The organism is Pseudomonas sp. FG35 (genome assembly GCF_057809295.1).
Map to the genome: position 1 here is coordinate 105200 of NZ_JBMDJR010000005.1, position 22826 is coordinate 128025.

Here is a 22826-nt window from a genome sequence, read left to right on the forward strand (position 1 = left end):
TCTCGAGTTGCCGGCCCCCGGTTTCTTGATGAGCGCGGGCTACTTGAGCTGCGCCCCCTCCGTGTCGATGTTCTCCGGAATATCTAACCGAATTTTCAATGACGTCAGGGAGGCAGTCAGCCTATCCCTTGTTGGAATGGGATATTGTGATGAAGGTATGCTTTGTCGTAATGGGTTTTGGCAAGAAAGTTGAGTATGAGACGGGTAGGGTTCTAGATCTCGACGCCACCTACGAGGCTATCATTGAGCCAGCTGTTTCGGGCAACGGTTTGAGGTGCATCAGGGCTGATGAAATCACCCAGTCAGGCATCATCGATGTCAAAATGTACGAGATGCTGCTCAGGGCGGACTTGGTAATTGCCGACATTTCCACAGGGAATGTGAATGCTGTTTATGAGTTGGGTGTACGTCATGCACTCAGACCTAACTCGACCATCATCATGAGTGAAGATCAGGGCAAACTGTACTTTGATCTAAATCACATCAGTACTTTTCGATATCAGCATTTCGGTGATGACATCTTGGCACGGGAGGCTAGAAGGGCGGTCAAGGATCTGGGGACGCTCATCGGATCTGTAATGGAGGCTCAAGCTGTTGACAGTCCGGTCTACACCTACCTGCCCAAACTGCTTTCGCCTCGTATGTCTGATGAGGAATATGAAGAGTTGCTTGGTGAGGCCGAGGAGGCGCATCTGCGCTTTTCTAGGCATATGCGCGATGGTGAAACTTTCATGCGTCAAAGCAAGCATGAGCTGGCTTGCCGGGAGTTTTCTGCTGCCCGCGAAATGAGGCCCGGGGAACCTAACATTCTCCAGAAGCTGGCGCTTAACACCTATAAGTCCAAGCTGCCAGACGAGCTCACAGCTCTGCGGTCAGCTTTCGAAATCATTGCACAACTGAATCCCGACGAGTCCAATGACCCGGAAACCGTAGGCATTGCAGGGGCCATCACCAAGCGTCTGTGGTTACTTGAGGGTGATCGATCTTCCCTTGATGCTTCGATTCAATATTACCGTCGAGGGTTTGAGGTCAAGCGTGACTATTACAATGGGCAGAATCTGGCGCAGTGTTTCGAGTTTCGCGCGCAGGTTCAGTCTGCGCGTTCGGAGAAGTTTTTTGATTTCATGTGTGCCCAGAAGATCCGTCAGATGCTTCTGAAGGCGCTACAACCTGTTTTGAGTTCCGAGAATTTCCTAGAGAGGCCCGACAAACGTTGGATTTATGCAACTTTGGCCAACTGTTATTTTGCGTGCGAACAGCCTGAAAAAGCTGAGCCCTTTGAACAAATGTTTCGAGGCGCCGCCCAAGCCCAGTGGGAAATTGATACTTACCAGACCGGGAAAGATGAGCTTTTCAAGATCCGAGCAGACCGGCTGGCGACGCTCACGCCGGATGAAAAGTAAAGTCAAAAATTACGACGAGAAACGCCGTAGTTCGCAAAAGGGATGAAAAATGGGGTTGCCTAGAACGTTCGTGGGCTTCAGCAGCACTGATCGGCATATGTACGAGCTGATGGGGGCATGGAAAAAGAACACGCGCATTGATTTCAATTTTGCAGATTGTCAGCTGAACATGGCGCTGAATTCTGAGGACGAAGATTACATCAAGCGCAAATGCCGAGAGCGGATTGACTTGGCGGGCACCTTCGCGCTTCTGATCGGGCAGGACACGCGATCTAAACACAAGTATGTGCGCTGGGAGATCCAGGTAGCCATGGAGAAGGGTTGTAAGCTCATCGGCGTCAACCTAGACGGTAGTCGTCATCTCAATGCTGACCTCTGTCCTCCGATCTTGCAGAATGTTGGCGCAGTGTTTGTGCCGTTTTCGCCAGCGATTATTCAGTATGCCTTAACTCACCCAACCAACAGTGAGCTAGGTGATTATTATTATGCACCTGAGATCTACAAAAATCTTGGATACAAGGATTAATCAATGCAAAATACGGACTTCCCAGGAATATACCAGTCGGCTGACACCCTTTCTGGCAACGCCCAGAAATATTTTCTCGGTGCCCTTTTCAGTAATCTCTTGCTGCTAGTGCTTGCAGCCCTTGTCTCCGTGATCAACTACCCCCACTGGGTTGCTGCGCTCATCCAATTTATGTTGTTGCTGCTCGCGCTTGCTAGTTCCGTTTTCCTCGCATGGAAAAGACCTGAAAAGTCATGGTATTCGGGGCGAGCAGTTGCAGAATCCATCAAAACGATGACTTGGCGCTATGTTTCTCGCGCCGAACCCTTCGACAAGAGCGACGAGGAATCAAGGTCGCTGTTAATCAGTAGGCTTCGAGACGTCGTGCAGCAAAATCCTGGTGTCTCGAACCAGCTGATCAGTCATGCTTCCGCACCTCAAGTCACAGACACTATGACGCAAATGAGGGCTCAGGCCTTTACTCAACGGCGCGATACCTACATTGATCACCGCATTAACGACCAACTGGAGTGGTACAAGCGTAAGGCAAAATTCAACTCCACTGCCGCCAAATGTTTTTTTACCGGGCTGATCGTAGCTAACTTAATCGCTTTGGCTTGCGCGGCGTCAAAGATTGCTAATCCCGCGTTTCAGTATTTTCCTACGGATGTTTTCATCACTGTTGCTGCTAGCATTTTGACGTGGATGCAGGCAAAGCGATTCACAGAGCTATCGACCTCATATGCACTCACAGCCAATGAGATTGCGCTTATCCGTGAGGATGCATACGGTCTGGCAGAGGATGTGGAGCTATCAAAGTTTGTTGGTGACGCGGAGAATGCATTCTCTCGTGAACATACGCAGTGGGAAGCACGAAAAGACAACTGACAAACCACTGCGAGTTGTGAAAATTGTGAGGAAAATTATTTTAGCTGCCGGATCCTCATATATCACTATATAGCATTTGATTGGGAATACCGACAATGCTCTTCCTAAAAAGCTGGATGCACTTGAGAGGAGGGCCAGCCGTCAATTCTGATTGTAACTCCGAGGCCCGATCCGGGCCTCATGTATGGATGGGTTACTTGAGTTCGTTTGCTAGGCCAGACCAAGGTACCATTTTGATTCCTTGTTCAGAAATCCAACTAGGCTTCGCTCCGTTAAAGCTATCTCCGGCGTGAGTTGCTATAACCTTTTTCCCTAATTCCAAACTTTTTTCGACTTCCCATTTCACCCACTTGCTTTGTGCTGTTTCGCCTGAAATATAGACGACCGTCACAGAACAGCGGTTGATACGTTCGGTGATTTTCCGTTTGATATAGTCGGCCTGATCACTATCATAAGCCTCCTTTACAGAATGATCGTTGAATTCAAGATCATTGTTTTCGTTTTTTGTCTGCGCTCTAAGCAGATTGACTTCATTCATGTCCTCAGTCGCAAAGCTGATGAACACGTTGCGTTTGCCTTCGTTCAGCGCCGCCTTGGCCTTTTGTTCAAGCGACTTGACGTCGCCAAGGCGACTCCATCCTCCAGAGCTGCTCCCCCCCATTACTGTGCTCCCTCAAACTTGAATTCGTTGCAGGCGATGCAATCACCACAGGGCTCGTCCTCGCCAAGGTGGCAGGAATAGGTTTGAGATATCCCTTTGGCTTCGGCGAGAGCGACAACGTCCTGCTTTGTGAATGAGGATAACGGTGCGAGCACTTTGATCGATCTACCCATACACAGAGAGATCATTTGCTCAGCCTGTTGAAGGAAGTGAGAAGTCTGGTCAGGAAAGAGGCTAGTGCTTTCATGCAGCAGGCCTATCGAAATGGCATCAGCATTTTTCTGGTATGCATACGCGGCTGCGGTGAGCAGGAATAGCATGTTGCGACCAGGCGTAAAGGCATCGTCAATGATATGAAGACCCGGATCTGTGAGACCTGATCGAATCAGCTTACCGAAGCCCGATAAGGCCGCCACCTCTGGTTCAGGTAGTCCCAGCTTTCTCATTGCCAACTGGCAGGCCGCAAATTCACGATTGCGTGCACGCTGACCGTAATCGACAAAAAGAGGAAAAATTCGCAGACCCTTTTCAAGCGCCAGTTTGGCGACAAGCGTAGAGTCCAGTCCCCCGGAAACAAGGGTTACGATGCTCATAAAAATACAGCCTCCTGCTTGCGGTTTGCGACGCGCATCACAATCCATATCGCCCAGTCCAGAAGACCTACGGGGCAATCCATCTGTTGGGCATGATCACGAAGACGGTTTTCGTATCTGCCGTATTGGTTCAGTCCTGCAATTGATACCTGCTCGCCTGAGCAGATACCCTGAGCCGACATATAATTGAGTACGTGTCGATCCAGTATGGCCAAGTCATAGGTAACGCCACAATTGCGCAAGAACATGCTCGCCTGCTTGGGGCCCATCCCGGAGGCGTTCGACACAAGCCAGGCCCTCACGCCATTTACATCTCCGCTGATCAAGGCTTTGAGGGATCCCCCTGCTTGGGACACCGCCAGCCATGTCGCTGCCAGATGGGTCGCTTTTGCCCTCGGAAAACGGTAGAGCCGACGCTTGCCTTCGACATCAAGAGGGGTAATAAGCGCCGCGAACAGCTGATCAGCAAGCTTAAGGTGATCTTGCTCACCTACGCGCAGATAGCCCTGCGCATCGATCCTGTCCGCAGCCGCCATTGCAAGTGGGTAGGGCACCTGACTGCTGAGGATGCAGCACGACAACTCCCACCATAGGTGTCGTTCATCCAAGACGGGTCCGGTGTCGATACGCTCCCGGATGTCTGGGCAGACTGCCGCGACCGCTCTGCAAAGGGCTTCGGCACTATAGATGGTCATTGAAAAATCTCCGGGAATAGCTTCTTGAGCTCTGGGGCGGTCAGTCCAATGCCTGTTGCGAACAATGTTGCGTCGTTGCTTGCAATCATAGAATGCATCAGTTGCCCAAACTCCTCATAGTACTCCAGATTGTAAAGTGCCACCTTGCCCGCATATTTGATTTTCGGATCGGTGTCGACGATGTCAAGCAGAGGGGTTCTATTCCATAAGTGCTTGAAAAAATCGAAATGTTGGAAATGGTGAAGGCGGCCTCTGGTGGGGTCGATGCTGAATCGGCACCATTCGAGGCCGTCAAAGGTGTCGGCGCCGGCAGCCACTAGCACCGAGATGCTCCAAGGATTGCCTGTGCCGAGCAAATGGATGGGCTGATAAAAAGGAAGATTTTGTAGCTGAGTTCTGACACGCTTCATCGTCCGAGCGCGAAGAGCCAAGCCTGGGCCCAGCTCTCGCTCTGCTATGGCGATGACACCTGGACGGATACGATTGGCCACTTCAAAAACGATGTTTGGAAGGCGTTTGAGCCCCTCTTCATCCTGTGACACGTGCACAATCGGATACACCGGCGCTGATGTGTTTAGGCGGTCTCGCTCGAACGCTTGAATGACCTCCTCAACTGCCATCTCCAGATCACTGCTTGGCTCCAGGTTGTCAAAGCAAAACGCACAATCATGTGGCGTCTCAAGCAGAGCCTGATGAAACTCGGCCGCCGTCCATGTTTTGTCCTCGGTACGGTCTGCCTCGTAATTGCCTGAGTCGATGAGAACAAATCCTCCTCGCTCACGATAAGCTTTGATCTCCTCAATCATCTGATCTTTGTCTTCAGATCTTCTCAGGTCGTACGCGGACACTAGAATCGACTTCGTGCCATGAGCCTTCAGCACGCTTAACGCTTCTGCAGGCTTGAATTGAGTTTCGTGAGACGATACCGACATGAAAATGTTTGGGATCGGCAGTGTGTTACTTTCAAGCGATGATAGTCTCTCGGCGGGCCGCATTGCGGGCACTACTTCTTGGATTTTGACCTGAAGTAGCTTGAATGCCTCATGGTCGGGTTCGCCTGACCAATATTGGAAATTAACGGTGCTGAGGTTCCCAAAAGAATAGGGAGGATCACTATCGTCAAGCTGCAACGGGATGATTTTTTTACCGTATTTGGTGGCAAGCCTTAGCTCATCTGTCACCGCTGGCTTGCTTGCGGATTCTGAATACAGTGCCACCACGCACGCCGCTTTCTGGAGATTTTCTTTGATGGCAGTAGCGAAGTCGCCCACAATGAGGTCATCCATCCACACAGTCCAAGACTTGAAAAGCAGATCGTGCACCTTTACCGCGATGTCCCGGTTCTCTTTGGCATAAATGATGTATACGTCCGCCATGTGTGGACTGAGCCTCAGCTGATTACATTCCATTGCACTACCCTGAGGGTGATGCTTTAAGTGTTTAAGGCATGCCTGGTGACAAAGCTTCGCCTGCCGCCCATGCTGTGAAATACAGGGCTGTTGTAAAGTCCGGTGTTGTCAAAGTATCTGTGGGCCATGGTGTATCCCTTTCTGCCCGTTCTTTGAGAACGATGATAGGTGTGCCCCGAGCAGCATGTTCTGCAATGCGACCTACCGATTCTGGAGGGAGAGCATCGTCTATAACGAGTATTGCCTCGTAATTCCCAGTGGGAATTGCGAGCTCAATATTTGGACAAATCGCATTGACTCCTAATTCTCTCAGTGCGAAGCGAGCTTCCTCCAGCGCGTAACGCTGCCCAATCGCGTCGATTCCTGCTTCAATGCAGGCGGTGGCCCCGCGAGTTGCAAAGACGGGTTGGCGAGCAGCCAGGGCAGCATTGTCGAACTTGAATGTGCGGGTTTCGCAGTAGAGTGATACTGCGCGGGAAGCGAGGTCTGCAGCCTCATGGGCCGGCATTCTCATCTGTGCCCAGTAGTGAGCAAATACCGCGCTGAACACATCCCCAGTTCCGATCTTGAACACTCGGACTGAGCTGTACGCAGGAACGTGAGTACTGCTGTCTGAGGCGTCATAGACCTTGGCGCCGTAGGGGCCTTGCTTGACGACCACGACCTCAGCTTTTTGGGTTTGGATGAGGTGATGTGCTGCCTGGTCGATGTTTTCTATGCCCGTAGCACTCGATATTTCCAACTCATTCATGACAAGGGCGAGTTCATCTGCCGATGATCCGTTAGCTGAAAATGGCTTCGGCTTTCGCCACGTCTGTGGGTCATACACCGCACGGCGCGCCTTGACGACAGCATCACCCTCCAGGAAGCCGAACCGCAAAACCGCATCAGCCGTTACCTGCAGGGAGGATTGAGTGATCAATTCCTCACGTCCTGGCTCTATATGTGGAGATGAGAGAGGATGGAAGTAGGCGAAAACAATGGGGCTTGGTCTTGTCGCGACGGTGGTTGCGATGCCATGGCGCTCAAGTGCTTCAACCGCCATGCTCTCGCTAGCAGCAGCATAGGTCGTGAATTCCGTGCCCGGTGAGAGTGCAGCGACAGTCAATGCTGCACGTGCACCGGATCCCATGGGCGCGTCCCACTCAGGTAGATGACACAGCTCACGGTAGAAGCCACCCACGATATGCATTCCTTACCTCGCAGTGAACCGCTCCGGCTTTCTCGGAAGTGTTTTGTTTGAGTCAGGCAGCAGTGGAGGTCGCTGCCTGACTCTGCTCATATAGTGCCTCAAACTCCGCTGGCGGCACATTGCCATACTAGGTGCAGTGGTTGGAACGGGCAATACATAACTCGGCTAGGTTAGATGATGTTATTTCTTTGCGAGCTCTGCTGCGTCGTCAAGCAGTTTAGGTCCGATGTTATCCGGGCAGCCTCAACAAAAAATCGTTGGCATTTCTAACAAGTGATCGGTCGCATCTTCACACCCGCTCCAATCCTGGTAGTGAACTTGGAAAACGTTCATCGGATGCCAACTCATCGATGGACTACCCTAAGAGCTCCTGATGGGGTGACCGAGTCATCGCCTGCTCAGCTCGAAGTACAATCCCGCAAGAATCTTCACCGGAGAGGGGACCATGGGCATCGACAGCATGTACATGTGCATCTATGGCATGATTCGAGCGGTTCGGTGCAAAATTTCCTGATCATGATCTTGATGAACGGATGGTGCATCGAGGGTTGAATGCGCAGCTCAATCCGGTCTGTCATACGGTGGACATCGATGATGCTGGGCGAGTGGCTGCATCTATTAAATTGCGCCTGAAAGCACAAATCTAGACAGAGCGAACACCCGGAAATAGGCAGTGAGAGACATGAGCCTCAGCGATTACCTGAAAGCTGCGTTGAATTCCGAGTCAAGCGACGAGCTTGATGAAATCACCGACCTGTACGTGACGTTACCAGCAGAGGTCTTCAGTTGCGTGACCATTTCCCTCGAAGGGAGTTGGAGGGAAATTGACAGCGTTTGGTCTGCTCGGTTAGACGCAGCAGATCAAAAAAACAATTCAAAATGTCACGTCCATATCTCCAAAACTAAGCATCGATCCTCAAAAGGCAAGCAGGTTTCCTGGAACGATGATGGTAGCCGGCATGATAAAAAAACATTCAACGCTAAGCTGGGACAGAGCAGAAAGGTCCAGGCGATAGCAAGGAAAATCTTAGGTCTTGGTGAGTCCATAAGCCTTGAGAGCATTGACTCCAAGCAGGTGGTTGAAAGGCCGCTTCTCAGCGGCTCTCCATCTTTTTCGAGTGATGGAAAAGAGGCGAAGGTTGAGTTCTACGTGGAAAAATCCATCGCCCACCTTCCTGCATGGTTACGTTGGTAGCAATTGGTTAGGGTGAGGCCGAGTCTTCACGCGCTCGAGTCGAGGCAGAAGCTGTGTGACGGAAATTGAGATCGTCTGATGGGACTTTTACTGGCAGATACGAAAAAGCCCGCTTCCGGGGCGGGCTCTCGCGTGTCTCCAAGGGGAGGCAATTTGCGAACAAAGTCTCGGAGCAGACCATCGCAGGCTACACCTCCAGCCACCTTTGTCAGCAAGGATTAGGTCAGGGCTTTAGTCCCGCCTGCCTAGCTGCGCATCACCTTGTTCCAATCAATTTCGTACCCAGCGTCCTGAAGCTCCCGGCTCAAGGCTTGCTTCCAACCTTCGTCATTCATCGAAGTCCACACCACGCCTGCGAAGTCGCTTGGAATTTCAATCTGGCCACGATTCAGTGCACAGACTCGGTCACGACCTAGGTAGCCAAGAAAATAGCCAAGCTCCAACAGGACGTTTTGCCTGGCACGTGGCTCCAATTGTCCGCCCTTTACGCAGCCTTCGTCGTCAGGCGTGAGCAGCACCACCGCAAATCCGACGTCTCGGTGTCCTTCAATTTTCTCGATTACGGTGCGACCACGATTTGCCTGTTCGTGGAGAATGACTGGCTCAAGACCAAGTTTCTCAAGGAATCGAGCCACCGACTCTCTAACTCCCTCGTCATGGCCGTGAACCACAAATACTCGATCTGAATGGACAGTTTTATTTTCAGGGGCCGAGGCGGTCTCGACATCCTCCGATGCTGGGAGATCTGCCAAGTCCTCCTTCAAGCTTTTTTGTGCTTGCTCAAGCAAAGCAATAGAGTTCAGCACCCGGCGTTGAATTGGCGAGTGGTAATCGATCCGCTGTCCGCTACTAATCATCATCGGGTAATACGTGAGGTCAGTGGCGGCAGCGTAAGTGCGATAGGCGCTGGTGTCCTCCCCGAAGCATCTGGTCAGACTATCCTTGATGGCAACCTCCAAAGCCTTCAGCTCGGGTGTATTCCCATCCCGGACGGTATTGAGGTCAAAAGCGCGAAGCTCTGCAATTCGTTCAGATAGTCGAGCAAGGCCACGATCGATCTCTTGAGATGTCAGTCTCAGCTTCGGCTGCGGAGGTGTAACAGAGGTGGTTTTTCGTGCCATGGTCTACGCATTCCTTGGTAGCGGTAGGCCATTATTGCTGATTTTGAAATGTCTGTTCACCCTTTGGGCCCCCGGCCGCTTTTTCTTCAGGCGAGACTGACCTAATTATTTTTGCGAGGCGTAAACCCAGGTTGGCGGTTTCGCGAGACTGACTTTAAAACTCAAAGTGGCGGCCTACAGACGCCAAGCTACGCGAGCCGACGAGACTGACTTAATTGTTTAAGATCACCCCATAAAATCGCAGCTTCGGCTGCGATTTTTTTATCCGGATCGAGGGCACCATGGATCGCTTCCAGGAAATGCAGGTTTTCGCCATCGTCGCCCAGGAGCAGGGCTTCTCCGCTGCCGCGCGGCGCCTGGGTTTGTCGGCAGCCAGCGTAACCCGGGCGGTGGCGGGGCTGGAGCAGCGGATCGGTACGCAGTTGTTGATCCGCACCACTCGTAGTGTGCATTTGAGCGAAGCGGGCCTGCGTTATCTGGAAGACTGTCGGAGAATTCTCGCCGAGGTGCAGGAAGCGGAGGATTCCGCTGCCGGCAGTCATGCCCAGCCCCGCGGGCAGTTGACGGTGACGGCGCCTGTTTTATTCGGTGAACTGTTTGTCACGCCGGTGATGGCGCGTTATCTGACGCAATACCCGGACGTTTCCATCAATGCCCTGTTGCTCGACCGGGTGGTGAGCATGGTCGAGGAGGGCGTCGACGTCGCGGTGCGAATCGGCGAGTTGCCGGACAGCAATCAGCATGCGATCCGGGTCGGTGAGGTGCGGCGGGTGATCTGCGGCTCGCCGGAATACTTCGCGGTCCATGGTCGGCCTGCCCATCCGCAGGCCTTGGCCGGGGCGCCGGTGGTGGCGACGTCGGCCATCGGCCAGCAGCGCAGTTGGCCGTTCATGGAGCACGGTGAACTGATTGGGGTAAAACCGGAGCCGCGTCTGGTGGTCACCGCCAATCAGGCTGCAATCACGGCGGCGTCGCTAGGCCTGGGGCTGACCCGGGTACTGTCTTATCAGGTGGCCAGCAAGGTCGCCTCCGGCGAACTGGAAATCGTCCTCGCCGAGTTCGAACTGCCTGCGCTGCCGATCCACGTGGTGTATCAGGGCGGGCGCAAGGCGCCGGCTCGGGTGCGCAGTTTTGTCGACTTCATGGTGAACGCATTGCGTGAGCATCCCGCCTTGAAAAATGCCGCTTTATTTCATCCAGAGAAATAATGGATTGCATTTGCTGGTGATTCTGTTGTTTTCACGATAGGTGGAAGATGGCTCCCACGGCCGCCGTCCACCCTGAACGGCGCCATCATCCAGCGGAGTCGACCATGCAAGCGATCAAACTCTACAACTTCCCGCGTTCCGGCCACGCCCATCGTGTCGAGCTGATGTTGTCACTGTTGCAACTGCCGACCGAGCTGATCTTTGTCGATCTGGCCAAAGGCGAGCACAAACAGCCCGGCTACCTGGCGATCAACAGCTTCGGGCAAGTACCGGCCATTGATGACAACGGCGTGGTACTGGCCGACTCCAACGCGATTCTCGTCTACCTGGCACAGAAATACGGCAATGGCCGCTGGCTGCCAAGCGATCCGGTCGGCGCCGCGCATGTGCAGCGCTGGTTGTCGGCAGCCGCCGGGCCGATTGCCTTCGGTCCTGCCGCCGCCCGCCTGATCACGGTGTTCGGGGCGAAGTTCAACGCTGAGGAAGTCATCACCCGCGCGCACAATTTTCTCAAGGTGATGGACTTGGAACTGGGCAAAACCCCGTATTTGGCGGGCACTGAGCCGACCATTGCCGATGTCTCGGCCTACAGCTACATCGCCCACGCGCCGGAAGGCAATGTATCGCTGGACGACTACGCTAACGTTCGCGCCTGGCTCTCGCGTATCGAAGCGCTGCCCGGTTTTGTCGGCATGCCGCGCACCGTTGCCGGCCTGCAAACCACCGTCTGACATTCAATCTGCGCCGACGGCGCAGGGGAGAGACCGTGATGGAACGTTCACCGTGGCACGCTGGCGAGCAACAGTTGCAGGCCCATGTCGGCGTTGCCGAGCGCATGGAGGAATTCGGTCGTAAGGTGATTCGCACCTGGATGCCGGATCAACACCGCCAGTTCTATCAGCAATTGCCTTTCATGCTGTACGGCGCGGTGGATGCCGAAGGTCGCCCCTGGGCCAGTGTGCTGGAGGGGGAGCCGGGCTTTGCTCACTCTCCCGAGCCGACGCAACTGCAGTTCGCCAGTCTGCCGGCTGCCGACGATCCGGCACAGTTACAGGCTGGCGCAGCGATCGGTCTGCTTGGGATCGAACTGCACACCCGCCGGCGCAATCGGCTCAATGGCCACATCGATAATCTCGACGCGAACGGCTTCGGGCTGACGGTCGATCAGTCGTTCGGCAACTGCCCGCAGTACATTCAGTTGCGCCAGTTTCAGCGAGTGCCGCTGACGGATCCGCAGACCCGCAAAGCCGAACACCGTGATAGCCTCGACGCCGCCGCCATTGCGCTGATTGAAAGCGCTGATACTTTCTTCGTCGCCAGTTACGTCGACGTCGACGGCGAGCGTTCGGTGGATGTTTCCCACCGCGGCGGTCAGCCCGGTTTTGTGCGAATCGAGGGTAATCGCCTGACGATCCCTGATTTTGCCGGCAACCTGCACTTCAACACGCTGGGCAATCTGCTGCTCAATCCCTTGGCCGGGTTGCTTTTCATCGACTTTTCCACAGGCGATGTGTTGCAGCTCAGCGGTCGCACCGAGATCATTCTTGACGCGCCGCAGATCGAGGCCTTCCAGGGCGCCGAACGGTTGTGGACTTTCGAGGTGGAAAAACTGGTTCGGCGTCCGGCAGCGCTGGCTCTTCGCTGGCGCTTCGACGGCATGTCACCCACCAGCCTGCTGACCGGTAACTGGGCCCAGGCCGATGCACGATTGCAGGCCAAGGCATTGGGGGACAGCTGGCGGCCATTGCGCGTGGCAAAAGTCGAAATGGAAAGCCGTCACATCCGCTCGATCTATCTGGAGCCGAACGATGGCGCAGGACTGCCGGTGTTTCTCGCCGGGCAGCATCTGCCGCTGCGGTTCACCCTTGATGGCGAGGTGCACATCCGCACCTACAGCCTGTCCGGCGCGCCGTCGGACGATTTTTTCCGGATCAGTGTCAAGCGCGAAGGACGGGTGTCGACGCACCTGCATGAGCAGATTCGCGTAGGCGATGTGCTGGAGGCGCGCTTGCCTCAAGGACATTTCACCGTCGCGGCACTGGAGCGCAAGCCATTGGTGCTGCTCGCCGCCGGCGTCGGCATCACGCCGTTGCTGTCGATGCTGCGTGAGGTGGTGTATCAGGGCCTGCGGACGCGACGGATTCGTCCGACCCTGTTTGTTCAGAGTTCCCGCAGCCTCGCCGACCAGCCGTTCCGCGCAGAGGTGGATCGGTTGCTGGAGGATGCCGGTGATGCCGTGAAAGTGTTGCGAGTGCTAAGTCAGCCGGAAGACGATCTGGTAGAAGGAAAAGACTTCGACCTGCGTGGTCGTATCGATGGCGATCTGTTGCGCAATCTGCTGACCGACGAGGACTTCGATCAGGTCGACTTCGTGCTCTGCGGTCCCGGCGGTTTTACCCAGGGTATTTACGACATCTTGCGCGAACTGAATGTGCGGGACGGGCAGATCCATGCCGAAACCTTCGGCCCTTCGACCCTCAAGCGCCAAGCCGATCCGGACGCGATCGTGATGGAACAACCGCCGGCTGCGACCACGTCGGTGCCGGTGCTGTTCGAGCGTTCGGCCAAGGAAGCGCGCTGGCAGCCCGACGGCGGCAGTTTGCTGGAGCTGGCGGAAAGCCGCGGCCTGCGTCCGGAATTCAGTTGTCGCGGTGGTTCGTGCGGCACCTGCAAGACGCGGCTGATCAGCGGCGCGGTGAATTATCCACAGCCTCCGGCTGAAGTACCGGAGGAAGGGCAGGTTTTGATCTGCTGCGCGGTGCCGGCCCAGAGTGCCCAGCCGCTGGTGCTGGATCTGTAACGGATCAGGCGTAGGACAACGCCTTTTCCTCCAGCAGCTCCTGATACAGCTCGGTCCATTTGCGGCCCATTTCATCGGCTGTGAATAACTGCCGATAGCGGGCCTCGGCCTTGAGGCCCATTTCGGCAGCGAGGGCCGGGTCTTCCCACAGGGTGCGCATCGATTCGCGAAACGCCTGTGGATGACTCGGTGGCACCACCAATCCGGTTTCATTGTGGATATTGATGAAGCTGGTGCCGGTGCCGATCTCGCTGGAGATCATCGGTTTGCCGTACATCGCGCCTTCGAGCAGCGAAATGCCGAATGCTTCCGAGCGCAGGTGCGACGGGAAGACGATGGCGTAGCTCAGTTGCAGCAGGGCGACCTTGTCTTCATCGCTCAGACGACCGAGGAAATGAAGGTTGCGCAGGCCCAGCGCGGCGGCCTGGGCGTGCAGTTCCTGCTCCAGCGGGCCGGCGCCGACGATCACCACCGGGTAATCGACGTCTTTCAAGGCATCGAGCAGGATGTGCAGGCCTTTGTAATAACGCATCACCCCGACAAACAGGAAAAACTTATCCCCAAGCTGCTGCCGCCAACGGTTCATGCGTTCGACGTCGGGCTGTGGATAACCGGCCTTGTTCAAACCGTAGGGAATGACCCGGGTCTTGTCCTGGAACTGCTGCAACACATCGCTGGTGTGCAGATAGTTTGGCGAGGCCGCGACAATCCGGTCGGCACTGGCGAGAAAACGGTTCATCAGCGGGCGATAGAGTTTGAGCAGGTGCTTCTGGCGAATGATGTCCGAGTGATACGTCACCACCGTCGGTTTGTTTACGCCGCTGGCGAAATGCACCAGATCCATGAACGGCCACGGGAAGTGGTAGTTGATCACGTCGGCTTCGGCGGCCAGTTCGCGAAACTGTTTGAACACGCTCCAGGAAAAACCGGTAGAGGCGAACTGGATATCCAGTTTTGCCCGATGCACCTCGTGCTGGCCGAGACGCACCACCGCAGGTTCTGGATGGGCGCTCAGGGTCAGCACCTGGCCTTCGATACCGTGTTGGGCGCCACTCTCGCAGAGTTGAAAGATGACTTGTTCGATACCGCCGACCGAGTCAGGCAGGTACGTCTTGAAGAAATGAAGAACTCGCATTCAACCTCCCATGGCCTGGTGGTAGGCGCTGGCCGTGGCCTGCGCGCAACGCTTCCAGGAAAAAAGCCGTGCCTGCTGCAATCCGGCTTCCCGGCATGCCTGCCAGTGCGCTTGATCATCGATCAGTCGGCTCATCGCATTACACAAGCCGTCTGCATCGTCAGCTTCAATATAGTTGCCGGCGTCTCCCGCCACTTCCGGCATGGCCGAAGAACGGGTGAGCACCACCGGCGTGCCGCTGGCCATCGCTTCCAGCACCGGCAGGCCGAAACCTTCATAAAGCGACGGAAAAATCAGCGCCCGGGCACCGGCCAGCAATTGCGCGACTTGCTCATCGGGAAGATAGCCGAGCAGGCACACGTGCCCGCAAGCCAGGGCCTGATTCAATTCCTCACTGAACTGGTCGCGCTGCCAGCCGGCCATGCCGACGATCAACAGCGGGAAACGCTGGCGCACGGGGTCCGGTAACAGCGCGTGGGCGCGCAGGGCCAGGTTCAGGTTCTTGCGTGGCTCCAGAGTGCCGACGCAGAGGAAATACTCCCGATACTCGACCGCATGGGCCTTGAGCACCGCATCGATGTCTTGCGGATCGCGCGGATGGAAACGCGCGGCAACACCCAGCGGCGCGACCACGAAGCGCTCGGCAGGCAGTCCGAAATAGTCCCGGGCCTCGTCAGCGATGGCTTGCGAGTCGGTCAGAATGATCCGCGCCTGGCGTACGCCGTCGGCGAGCCGCCGTTCGATTTCCCGCAGCCGTGCCGGCGGCTGAGTCTCGGGGAAATGCAGGTGTGTGAGATCGTGCAGGGTAATCACGGTCGGGCCATCGAAAGCCAGCGGCCACAGGCTCGGTTCGTGATACAGATCGACCGGCTGCGCAGGGCCCTGATCAAAGCGTTTCTGCTCCAGCCACCGGCGGGCCTGATAGGCGCCGGGGATCCGCCGCAGCAGCGGCGTCAGGCGCGAATAACCGGGCATCGCCGCTTCCGGCAGTTGCGAGCTCCAGCCCCAGCCGTGGAACAGCGCCACTTCGATATCGGTTTCAGCGTGCAAGGCATTCACCAGTTCGGCCACGTAATGACCGATACCGGTGCGTGGTGCCTGGAGAATGCGGGCGTTAAGGGCTATGTGCATGTTGCCTCGCCGGCACCTGAGGTGCCTCCAGTACATGGCGCGCGGTACGCTCGACCAGTTGCGCGCTGGCTTCACGCCAGCCAATCCATTGCCAGTCGCTGACATCGCGGGCGGCGGGGAATCGACCGCTGCGCTCAAAGCTCTGCAGCAGATCGGCGAGGCTTTGTGGCGACTGCAGGTCGAAATACGCCATGAACTCGCCACCGATCTCGCGAAACACCGGGATATCGCTGCCCATCGCCGGCAGCCCGCGCTGCATGGCTTCCACCAGCGGCAGGCCGAAACCTTCGACGAACGAGGGAAACACCAGCGCGCTGGCATGGGCGTAGGCGTGTTCGAGGCTGGTGTCGCTCAAGTCGTTGAACATGAACAGGCGTCGGTTCAGTTCGGGATGATGATGGATCCGGGCCAGCAGTGCGTCGCACTTCCAGCCAATGCGCCCGGCGATGCACAACCGGGCGTTCGAGCCGTTCGTCCAGGCATGGTCGAAGGCATCCAGCAGATAGTCGTGGTTCTTGCGTGGCTCGATGGTGCTGACCATCAGGAACATCGGCTCCGGTGTCGCGAACAGCTGTTGCAAACGTGGTTCGACGGCGGCCTCGACGCTCTGCAGATCCAGCTCCGAACCGAGGTGAAAGTAGTCGAACCAGCGTTTGCCGACTTGTGCCGACCCGAGGCGACGCTGCATTTCTGCACGCAGCTGATCACGCACGGTGGCGGAAATGGCCATGAAGCCGTCGGCGTTGCGGGCGATCCAGTCGAACCACTCGCTGTACACCTCGACCAGCCGCGTGTCATAGAACTGCGGGTGGGACAAGGGAATCAGGTCGTAGATCACCGCAACGATGCCCATGCCTTCCTGTTTGAGGCGCTCGGCATGCAGGAAAAAGTCGGAATGCCAGGACGAATCCAGCAGCACCAGTTGATCGCCCGGCTGGTGTTGCAGCGGCTCGCAGCGTTGGGGCATTTGATAGCGATTGACTAGCCCGACCAGCCGCAGCGGTAGCCCGAATGCACCGAACGAGGTCAGGCGATAGCCGACGTACAACACGCGTCGTGCCAGTTTTGTGCGGCAACGGGTGTCCAGCCGTTGATGCAGCTGCCAGAAACGATGAGCCAGCCGTTCCAGACGCTCGCCAAACGTGACGATGGCATTGAACAGCGGCGAATCCAGCGGCGCCAGACGCTTCACTCGGTACAACTGGCCCTTGAGCAGAACCACCGGCACGCATTCGACCCCTTCGGCGCTCGGCGGCAGCTGTTTGATGACGTTGCGCACCACCCGCTGAATCCCCGAATTGACCTTCGGGTGTTTGAACACGTGGGTGCATTCGACCAGCAGGCGGGTCATGGCGCACGCTCCGCGAGGCTGTCCGCGTGGCGGGTGATCGAGGTGCTGGCGCCCAGCCAGGAACAGCCGACGAAATCTTCCTGACGGTTGTTGATCACGTGGAACACCAGCCCGTAGTCACGCCATTCGAAGTTGCGGTCCAGGTGCGAGTCCAGTCGCGACAGGCTCAGGGCCACGGAGTAATTGCCCTTGCCCAGGCCCATGACGAACGCGAAGCGATAGGTGATGCGCTCGCCCGCACGCAGGTCTTCCAGCGCCTGATTCTGGCGGTGGGTATTGATGCCGTACATGGCCTGGCCCAGGCGATCCTTGATCATGAAGCCGAGCACCAGCCGCTCGATGTCCTGGCGAATCTCTACCTCGACTTCCAGGGTCACCGGCTGACCGACTTCGGCAGCGTCGATGGAACGTTCGCGTTCATCGAGCAGGCGTACGCTGAGGATCCCGGCCTCGCCGGTGCCGGACACGGTGCGCACTTGTCCGCCGTCGAGCAGTTCCTGGCGCACGGTCTGGCCTTCGCGTTCAGCAAGCAGGGCGTTGTAGTAATCCATGACCGCTTCGGGCTTGTCGTGCATCACCATGTGGCCGCCTTCGAGCAGGATCGCCGAGTCGCAGATCGACTGGATCGCCGAGCGGTCGTGGGACACGATCAGCAGCGTGGTGCCAGCCTTGCGGAAGCTGCGGATGCGGTCGAAGCTCTTGTGCTGGAAGTAGGCATCGCCCACCGACAGCGCTTCGTCGACGATCAGAATGTCCGGGCGTCGCGCGGTGGCGACGCTGAAGGCCAGGCGCATCTGCATGCCGCTGGAGTAGGTGCGCACCGGGTGATCGATGGCCTCGCCGATTTCCGCGAAGCGTTCAATGTCCGGCATGAGTGCTTCGATGTCTTCGACCTGCATGCCCAGCAGTTGCCCGGCCATCACTGCATTCTGCCGACCGGTGAAGTCCGGATGAAAACCCATGCCCAGTTCCAGCAGCGCCGCGACCCGGCCCTCGAGCTGAATCTGGCCGCAGGTCGGTTGGGTGGTGCCGGTGATCATCTTGAGCAAGGTGCTTTTTCCGGCGCCGTTGACCCCGACAATGCCCACCGCTTCACCGGGGGCGATTTCGAAATTCACGTCCTGCAGCACCCAGTGCTGGCGATGGCGCATCGGCGAAAACGGAATCAGCCATTCCGCCAGGCGGCTCCAGCGAGTTGGGTACTGTTTGTAGGCCTTGCCCAGGCCAGTGACGCGTATGTGCCCCATCAGAGTTCATCCACCATTTCGCCGACCCGCCGGCGAAACAGGCGCAGGCCGACTGCGCACAACAGCAGGCCGATCACGAAGATCGGCAGCAGCGAACTCCATACCGGCCACTGACCATAGAGAAACAGATTCTGGTAACTGCCGATCAGGTTGGTCAGCGGATTGAGCTGCAACAGGCGCTGCACCCACTCGGGCAGGATGCTCAGCGGGTACACGATCGGCGTCAGCCAGAACCAGAATTGCAGACAGATGGCGAACAATTGCCCGACATCGCGAAAGAACACGTTGAGCACACCGAGGATCATCCCCAATCCGGCGCAGAACAGCACTTGCAGCGCCAGCAACGGCACCAGTGCCAACAGGGCCATGCCCGGCCAGCGTCCGGTGATCAACAGAAAGCCGAGGAACAGGCCGATGATGATCGCGAAGTTGATTCCGGCATTGAGCAGCACGATCACCGGCAGGCACAGGCGCGGGAAGCTGATTTTCTTCAGCAGGTTGGCGTTTTCCAGAAACATGTTCTGGCTGCGCAGGGTGATTTCCGAGAACAGGCCCCAGGTCAGCAGCCCGGCGCACAGGTAGACGCTGTAGGCCATGCCGTCGTCGACGCCGGGCAGACGGGCGCGCATGATGTGGGAAAAGATCACCGTGTACACGATGATCATCGACAGCGGGTTGAGTACCGTCCACAGCGCGCCGAACAGCGAATTGCGATACCGCGCTTGAAACTCCCGCTTGACGCTACCGAGGATGAAACCCCGATAGTCGTGCAGCGAGCGGTACAGGGAAAGCAGCATTCACACCGTCCTGCCGTATTGGTCTTCGAAGCGGACGATGTCGTCCTCTCCCAGGTATTCGCCACTTTGCACTTCGATGATCACCAGGTCGATCACGCCGGGGTTCTCCAGACGGTGCTTGTGACCGGCGGCGATGAACGTCGATTCGTTCTTCGCCACCAGCGTCGTGCCGCTGCCATTGTTGGTGACCTTGGCCATGCCTTCGACCACCACCCAGTGTTCATTGCGGTGATGGTGCATCTGCAGCGACAGCTTGCCGCCGGGTTTGACCACGATGCGTTTGATCTTGAAGCGCGGGCCTTCCTCGAGCACCGTGTAGGTGCCCCACGGACGGCTGACCGTGCGGTGCAGGCGATAGGCTTCGTGGGATTTGTCCTTGAGCTGCTTGGCCACCCGCCGCACATCCTGCGCACGGTCGGCGTGGGCTACCAGTACCGCGTCGGCGGTGTCGATGACGATCAGGTCTTCCACACCGACGGCGGCCACCAGCCGGCCTTCGCTCTGAACGAAGTTGTTGCGGCTGTCGATGAAGATCGCCTCGCCGCTGGCTCGGTTGTTATCGGTGTCGGCCGGCACCAGCGCGGCGACCGCGCTCCACGATCCGATGTCGCTCCAGTCGAAACCGGCGGGTACCACCACGACTTTCTCCGAGCGTTCCATCAAGGCGTAGTCAATGGAGATGTCGGTGATCTCGGCGAACAGCTGCGTGGACAACTCCTGTTGCAGACAACCGGCGGTTTCCACCGGTTCGCTGGCGGCCATGCAGGCGCGCGTCTGTTCCAGCAACTCGGGGGCGTGCAGCGCCAGTTCGGCAATCACCGTTGCGGTGGAGAAGCAGAACATCCCCGAATTCCACAGGAAGTTGCCGCTTTCCAGGTAATGGGTGGCGGTTTGCAGGTCGGGTTTTTCCACGAAACGCTGCACCTTGGCCGCGCCCCGGTCGTTGAGCGGTGCGCCGGTCTCGATGTAACCGAAACCGGTTTCCGGGGCGGTCGGCACCACGCCGAAGGTCACCAGATAGCCGTCCTTCGCCAGATTGACCGCGTGTTCGACCGCGCTTTTGAGCGCCTCTTCATTGACGATCAAATGGTCGGCGGGCATCACCACCATGATTGCCGCATCACCGTGCAGGGCTTGCAGCGACAGTGCCGCCGCCGCAATGGCCGGCGCGGTGTTGCGCCCGGTGGGCTCAAGCAGGAAGTGCCCGCGATGGCGGGACAGGTGCGCGGCCTGATAGTGATCCTTGCTCTGGAAGTAATACTCGCGGTTGGTCACCGTGACAATGTCGCCCCAGCCGTCCAGCAGCGCGGCGGCGCGCCGGTAGGTCTTGCCCAGCAGCGACTGGCCGTCGGGCAGGGTCATGAACGGCTTGGGATGGCCCTCCCGGGACACCGGCCACAAACGGGTGCCGGCACCGCCGGACAGAATCACGGGGATCAGCATGGCCTACTCCTTGGCGACGCGTTTCATGTCCGCATCCATCATCATGCGGATCAGGGTGTCGAGGTCGGTTTTCGGTTTCCAGCCCAGCACGCGCTGGGCCTTGGCCGGATTGCCGAGCAGCACTTCGACTTCGGCCGGGCGGAAAAACGCCGGGTCGATCTTCACGTAATCCCGATAGTTGAGGCCGACGTGATCGAAGGCGATGCGACACATCTCGCGCACGGTGGTGGTGACGCCGGTGGCGACCACGAAATCGTCGGGCTTGTCCTGTTGCAGCATCAGCCACATGGCCTCGACGTAGTCACCGGCGAAGCCCCAGTCGCGCTTGGCATCGATGTTGCCCAGGGCCAGCTCCTGCTGTTTGCCCTGTTTGATCCGGGCGGCGGCATCGGTGACCTTGCGGGTCACGAATTCGATGCCGCGCAGGGGTGATTCATGATTGAACAAAATGCCGCTGCTGGCGTGCAGGTTGAAGCTTTCACGGTAGTTGACGGTGATCCAGTGGCCATAGAGTTTGGCCACGCCGTACGGGCTGCGCGGGTAGAACGGGGTGTTCTCATCCTGTTGCTCGGCCTGGATCAGACCGAACATTTCGCTGGTGGACGCCTGATAGAAACGCGTGTGCGGGCTGAACTGACGGATCGCTTCGAGCAGGTGAGTCACGCCCAGGCCATCGACGATGCCGGTGGTTACCGGTTGGTCCCAGGAGGCGGCAACGAAGCTCTGGGCCGCCAGGTTATACACCTCGTCCGGCGCCGACTTGATCACCGCGCGCTGCACCGAGCAGGCGTCGGCCATGTCGCCGTCCAGGTAAACGATGTCGGCTTCAACGCCCATCTCGCGCAGACGCCAGCGCGAGTCGCTGCTGCGCCGTGCCACGAGGCCGTGAACCTTGTAACCCTTGTCGAGCAACAGCTTGGCCAGATACGCGCCGTCCTGGCCGGTGATCCCGGTGATCAATGCACTTTTTGTCATTGTTGTACTCGCTTCTCCCAGTCGGACAGGATCGCCCGCAGGGATTGTTGTGTAGTGATTTGCGGCGTCCATCCTGTGGTCCGGGCCAGCCGTTGGTGGCTGCCGCAGACGCGACGCTGATCCGCGCGGCGCATGCGTGCCGGATCCTGAACCAGTTGCAGCTTGACCTGGGCCAGGTCGCCCATCTGTTCGATGAGGCTGCGGATGCTTTGCTCATGACCTGAGCAAATGTTGTAGACCTGTCCCGGCGTACCTTTTTCCAGCAGCGCAAAATAGGCCGAGACCACGTCGCCGACGTCGAGGAAATCGCGGGTGACATCGATATCGCCGACTTCCAGTTGCGGCGCTTGCAGCCCCTGCTTGATGCGGTTGATCTGCCGTGCGGCGCTGGCGATGACGAAGCTGTCCTTCTGCCCGGTGCCGATGTGATTGAACGGACGCGCCACCAGCACCGGCCAGCCTTCGCTCAACCCCCATTGCAGGCTGAGAAATTCCGCCGACAGTTTGCTCACGGCGTAAGGATTGCGCGGGCAGGGTGGTTGTTGTTCGGTGATCGGCAGCGCGGGTTCTTCGACCTGGCCGTAGACATCGCCCGAGCTGACATACAGGAACGTGCCCTTGAAGCCGCGCGCCTTGAGGGCCTGCAACAGGTTCAGGGTGCCGAGCAGGTTGATGTCGAAGGTACGTGCCGGATCGCGGAACGCTTCAGGGACAAAGGTCTGGCCGGCGAGATGAATGACCGCATCGGGCAGTTGCGGCCAAAGGTCGATGAGGCTGTCCGGGTTTGTCAGGTCGTAGGGTGAGGCGGCAGACAGCAGCTCCCACGACGCGTCTTCCCCCTGCAGGCGTGACTGGATGTGTTGTCCCACGAATCCACTGAGACCCGTGATGAACAGACTTTTTTTCAAACAGCGACCCCTTGGTCTTTAACGTTCACCTTTCCCACAGGCTTAAAGGGAATGTGCTGTCGGATCGTAGGAATAATTCGGCAGAACCGTAGGTGAAGTCGTTGTTGTAGTTGTTTGGTTGCCAATCTGTGCCAATTGCGCAGCAATTTCAACAGGGCAAATCGTGACC

At 57.4% G+C, this 22826-nt stretch carries 21 protein-coding genes; 7 read left to right on the plus strand and 14 right to left on the minus strand.

The annotated features are described in order from the left end of the window. The first annotated feature begins 170 nt into the window (after window positions 1–170). The 3 genes from ACODTD_RS11820 to ACODTD_RS11830 are packed head-to-tail and all read left to right on the plus strand — an operon-like array spanning window position 171 to window position 2796. Window positions 171–1403: a tetratricopeptide repeat-containing protein gene (locus ACODTD_RS11820; RefSeq protein ID WP_489104866.1), complete on the plus strand. Its 1233-nt coding sequence runs from the start codon at window positions 171–173 to the stop codon at window positions 1401–1403. A gap of 49 nt (window positions 1404–1452) precedes the next feature. After that, a complete protein-coding gene (locus ACODTD_RS11825) occupies window positions 1453–1929 on the plus strand; it encodes a TIR domain-containing protein (RefSeq protein ID WP_489104867.1) in 477 nt (158 codons plus the stop codon). 3 nt (window positions 1930–1932) lie between these two features. Further along, the gene (locus ACODTD_RS11830) at window positions 1933–2796 is read left to right on the plus strand and encodes a DUF4231 domain-containing protein (RefSeq protein WP_489104868.1); all 864 of its coding nucleotides are present in this window, start codon (window positions 1933–1935) and stop codon (window positions 2794–2796) included. A gap of 193 nt (window positions 2797–2989) precedes the next feature. On the opposite strand, the gene ACODTD_RS11835 is transcribed toward ACODTD_RS11830, so the two are convergent. The 5 genes from ACODTD_RS11835 to ACODTD_RS11855 form a co-directional block, all read right to left on the minus strand. Further along, window positions 2990–3457 carry a TIR domain-containing protein gene (locus ACODTD_RS11835; RefSeq protein ID WP_489104869.1) on the minus strand — a complete coding sequence of 156 codons (468 nt, stop codon included), beginning with the start codon at window positions 3455–3457 and terminating at the stop codon, window positions 2990–2992. Next, a complete protein-coding gene (locus tag ACODTD_RS11840; protein ID WP_489104870.1) occupies window positions 3457–4050 on the minus strand; it encodes a 7-cyano-7-deazaguanine synthase in 594 nt (197 codons plus the stop codon). Before ACODTD_RS11840 ends, ACODTD_RS11835 begins: the two co-directional genes overlap by 1 nt. After that, window positions 4047–4745 (minus strand): 8-oxoguanine DNA glycosylase, encoded by a 699-nt coding sequence (locus tag ACODTD_RS11845; RefSeq protein ID WP_489104871.1) that lies wholly within the window; start codon window positions 4743–4745, stop codon window positions 4047–4049. The genes ACODTD_RS11840 and ACODTD_RS11845 overlap by 4 nt, the downstream gene beginning before the upstream one ends. Next, complete coding sequence (locus tag ACODTD_RS11850) at window positions 4742–6121, minus strand: toll/interleukin-1 receptor domain-containing protein (protein WP_489104872.1); 1380 nt, start codon at window positions 6119–6121, stop codon at window positions 4742–4744. The genes ACODTD_RS11845 and ACODTD_RS11850 overlap by 4 nt, the downstream gene beginning before the upstream one ends. Window positions 6122–6185: 64 nt before the next feature. Continuing rightward, a complete protein-coding gene (locus tag ACODTD_RS11855; RefSeq protein ID WP_489104873.1) occupies window positions 6186–7346 on the minus strand; it encodes a PfkB family carbohydrate kinase in 1161 nt (386 codons plus the stop codon). Window positions 7347–8028: 682 nt separating this feature from the next. Here ACODTD_RS11855 and ACODTD_RS11860 point away from each other — a divergent pair. Continuing rightward, window positions 8029–8541: a DUF6367 family protein gene (locus ACODTD_RS11860; protein WP_489104874.1), complete on the plus strand. Its 513-nt coding sequence runs from the start codon at window positions 8029–8031 to the stop codon at window positions 8539–8541. A 245-nt stretch (window positions 8542–8786) separates the two neighbouring features. Here the strand turns inward: ACODTD_RS11860 and ACODTD_RS11865 are convergent, their stop codons facing one another. After that, window positions 8787–9662, minus strand: a complete 876-nt coding sequence (locus ACODTD_RS11865; protein ID WP_489104875.1) for a TIR domain-containing protein — start codon at window positions 9660–9662, stop codon at window positions 8787–8789. Window positions 9663–9943: 281 nt separating this feature from the next. Here ACODTD_RS11865 and ACODTD_RS11870 point away from each other — a divergent pair, with 281 nt between their 5' ends. The 3 genes from ACODTD_RS11870 to ACODTD_RS11880 all read left to right on the plus strand — a co-directional run bounded on the left by ACODTD_RS11870 (window position 9944) and on the right by ACODTD_RS11880 (window position 13670). Then, a complete protein-coding gene (locus ACODTD_RS11870) occupies window positions 9944–10870 on the plus strand; it encodes a LysR family transcriptional regulator (protein WP_285354253.1) in 927 nt (308 codons plus the stop codon). A 104-nt stretch (window positions 10871–10974) separates the two neighbouring features. Further along, entirely contained in the window at window positions 10975–11601 is a 627-nt protein-coding gene (locus tag ACODTD_RS11875) for a glutathione S-transferase family protein (protein ID WP_041475473.1), read from the plus strand. Window positions 11602–11639: 38 nt separating this feature from the next. Further along, window positions 11640–13670 (plus strand): 2Fe-2S iron-sulfur cluster-binding protein, encoded by a 2031-nt coding sequence (locus ACODTD_RS11880; protein WP_011336680.1) that lies wholly within the window; start codon window positions 11640–11642, stop codon window positions 13668–13670. Window positions 13671–13674: 4 nt separating this feature from the next. Here the strand turns inward: ACODTD_RS11880 and ACODTD_RS11885 are convergent, their stop codons facing one another. Genes ACODTD_RS11885 through ACODTD_RS11920 form a run of 8 tightly spaced genes read right to left on the minus strand, consistent with a single transcriptional unit; the run spans window position 13675 to window position 22657 of the window. After that, on the minus strand, window positions 13675–14805 hold the full coding sequence (locus ACODTD_RS11885; protein WP_489104876.1) for a glycosyltransferase family 4 protein: 1131 nt from the start codon (window positions 14803–14805) through the stop codon (window positions 13675–13677). Further along, entirely contained in the window at window positions 14806–15936 is a 1131-nt protein-coding gene (locus tag ACODTD_RS11890) for a glycosyltransferase family 4 protein (protein WP_201819696.1), read from the minus strand. It abuts the gene before it with no gap. After that, window positions 15920–17287 carry a glycosyltransferase family 4 protein gene (locus tag ACODTD_RS11895; RefSeq protein ID WP_201819699.1) on the minus strand — a complete coding sequence of 456 codons (1368 nt, stop codon included), beginning with the start codon at window positions 17285–17287 and terminating at the stop codon, window positions 15920–15922. Before ACODTD_RS11895 ends, ACODTD_RS11890 begins: the two co-directional genes overlap by 17 nt. Next, entirely contained in the window at window positions 17284–18534 is a 1251-nt protein-coding gene (locus ACODTD_RS11900) for an ABC transporter ATP-binding protein (protein WP_011336676.1), read from the minus strand. Before ACODTD_RS11900 ends, ACODTD_RS11895 begins: the two co-directional genes overlap by 4 nt. After that, the gene (locus ACODTD_RS11905; protein WP_011336675.1) at window positions 18534–19331 is read right to left on the minus strand and encodes an ABC transporter permease; all 798 of its coding nucleotides are present in this window, start codon (window positions 19329–19331) and stop codon (window positions 18534–18536) included. The genes ACODTD_RS11900 and ACODTD_RS11905 overlap by 1 nt, the downstream gene beginning before the upstream one ends. Then, window positions 19332–20774 (minus strand): mannose-1-phosphate guanylyltransferase/mannose-6-phosphate isomerase, encoded by a 1443-nt coding sequence (locus ACODTD_RS11910; RefSeq protein ID WP_011336674.1) that lies wholly within the window; start codon window positions 20772–20774, stop codon window positions 19332–19334. 3 nt (window positions 20775–20777) lie between these two features. Then, entirely contained in the window at window positions 20778–21749 is a 972-nt protein-coding gene (gene gmd, locus ACODTD_RS11915; RefSeq protein ID WP_011336673.1) for a GDP-mannose 4,6-dehydratase, read from the minus strand. Next, a complete protein-coding gene (locus ACODTD_RS11920) occupies window positions 21746–22657 on the minus strand; it encodes a GDP-mannose 4,6-dehydratase (RefSeq protein ID WP_011336672.1) in 912 nt (303 codons plus the stop codon). Before ACODTD_RS11920 ends, gmd begins: the two co-directional genes overlap by 4 nt. Window positions 22658–22826 lie beyond the last annotated feature (169 nt).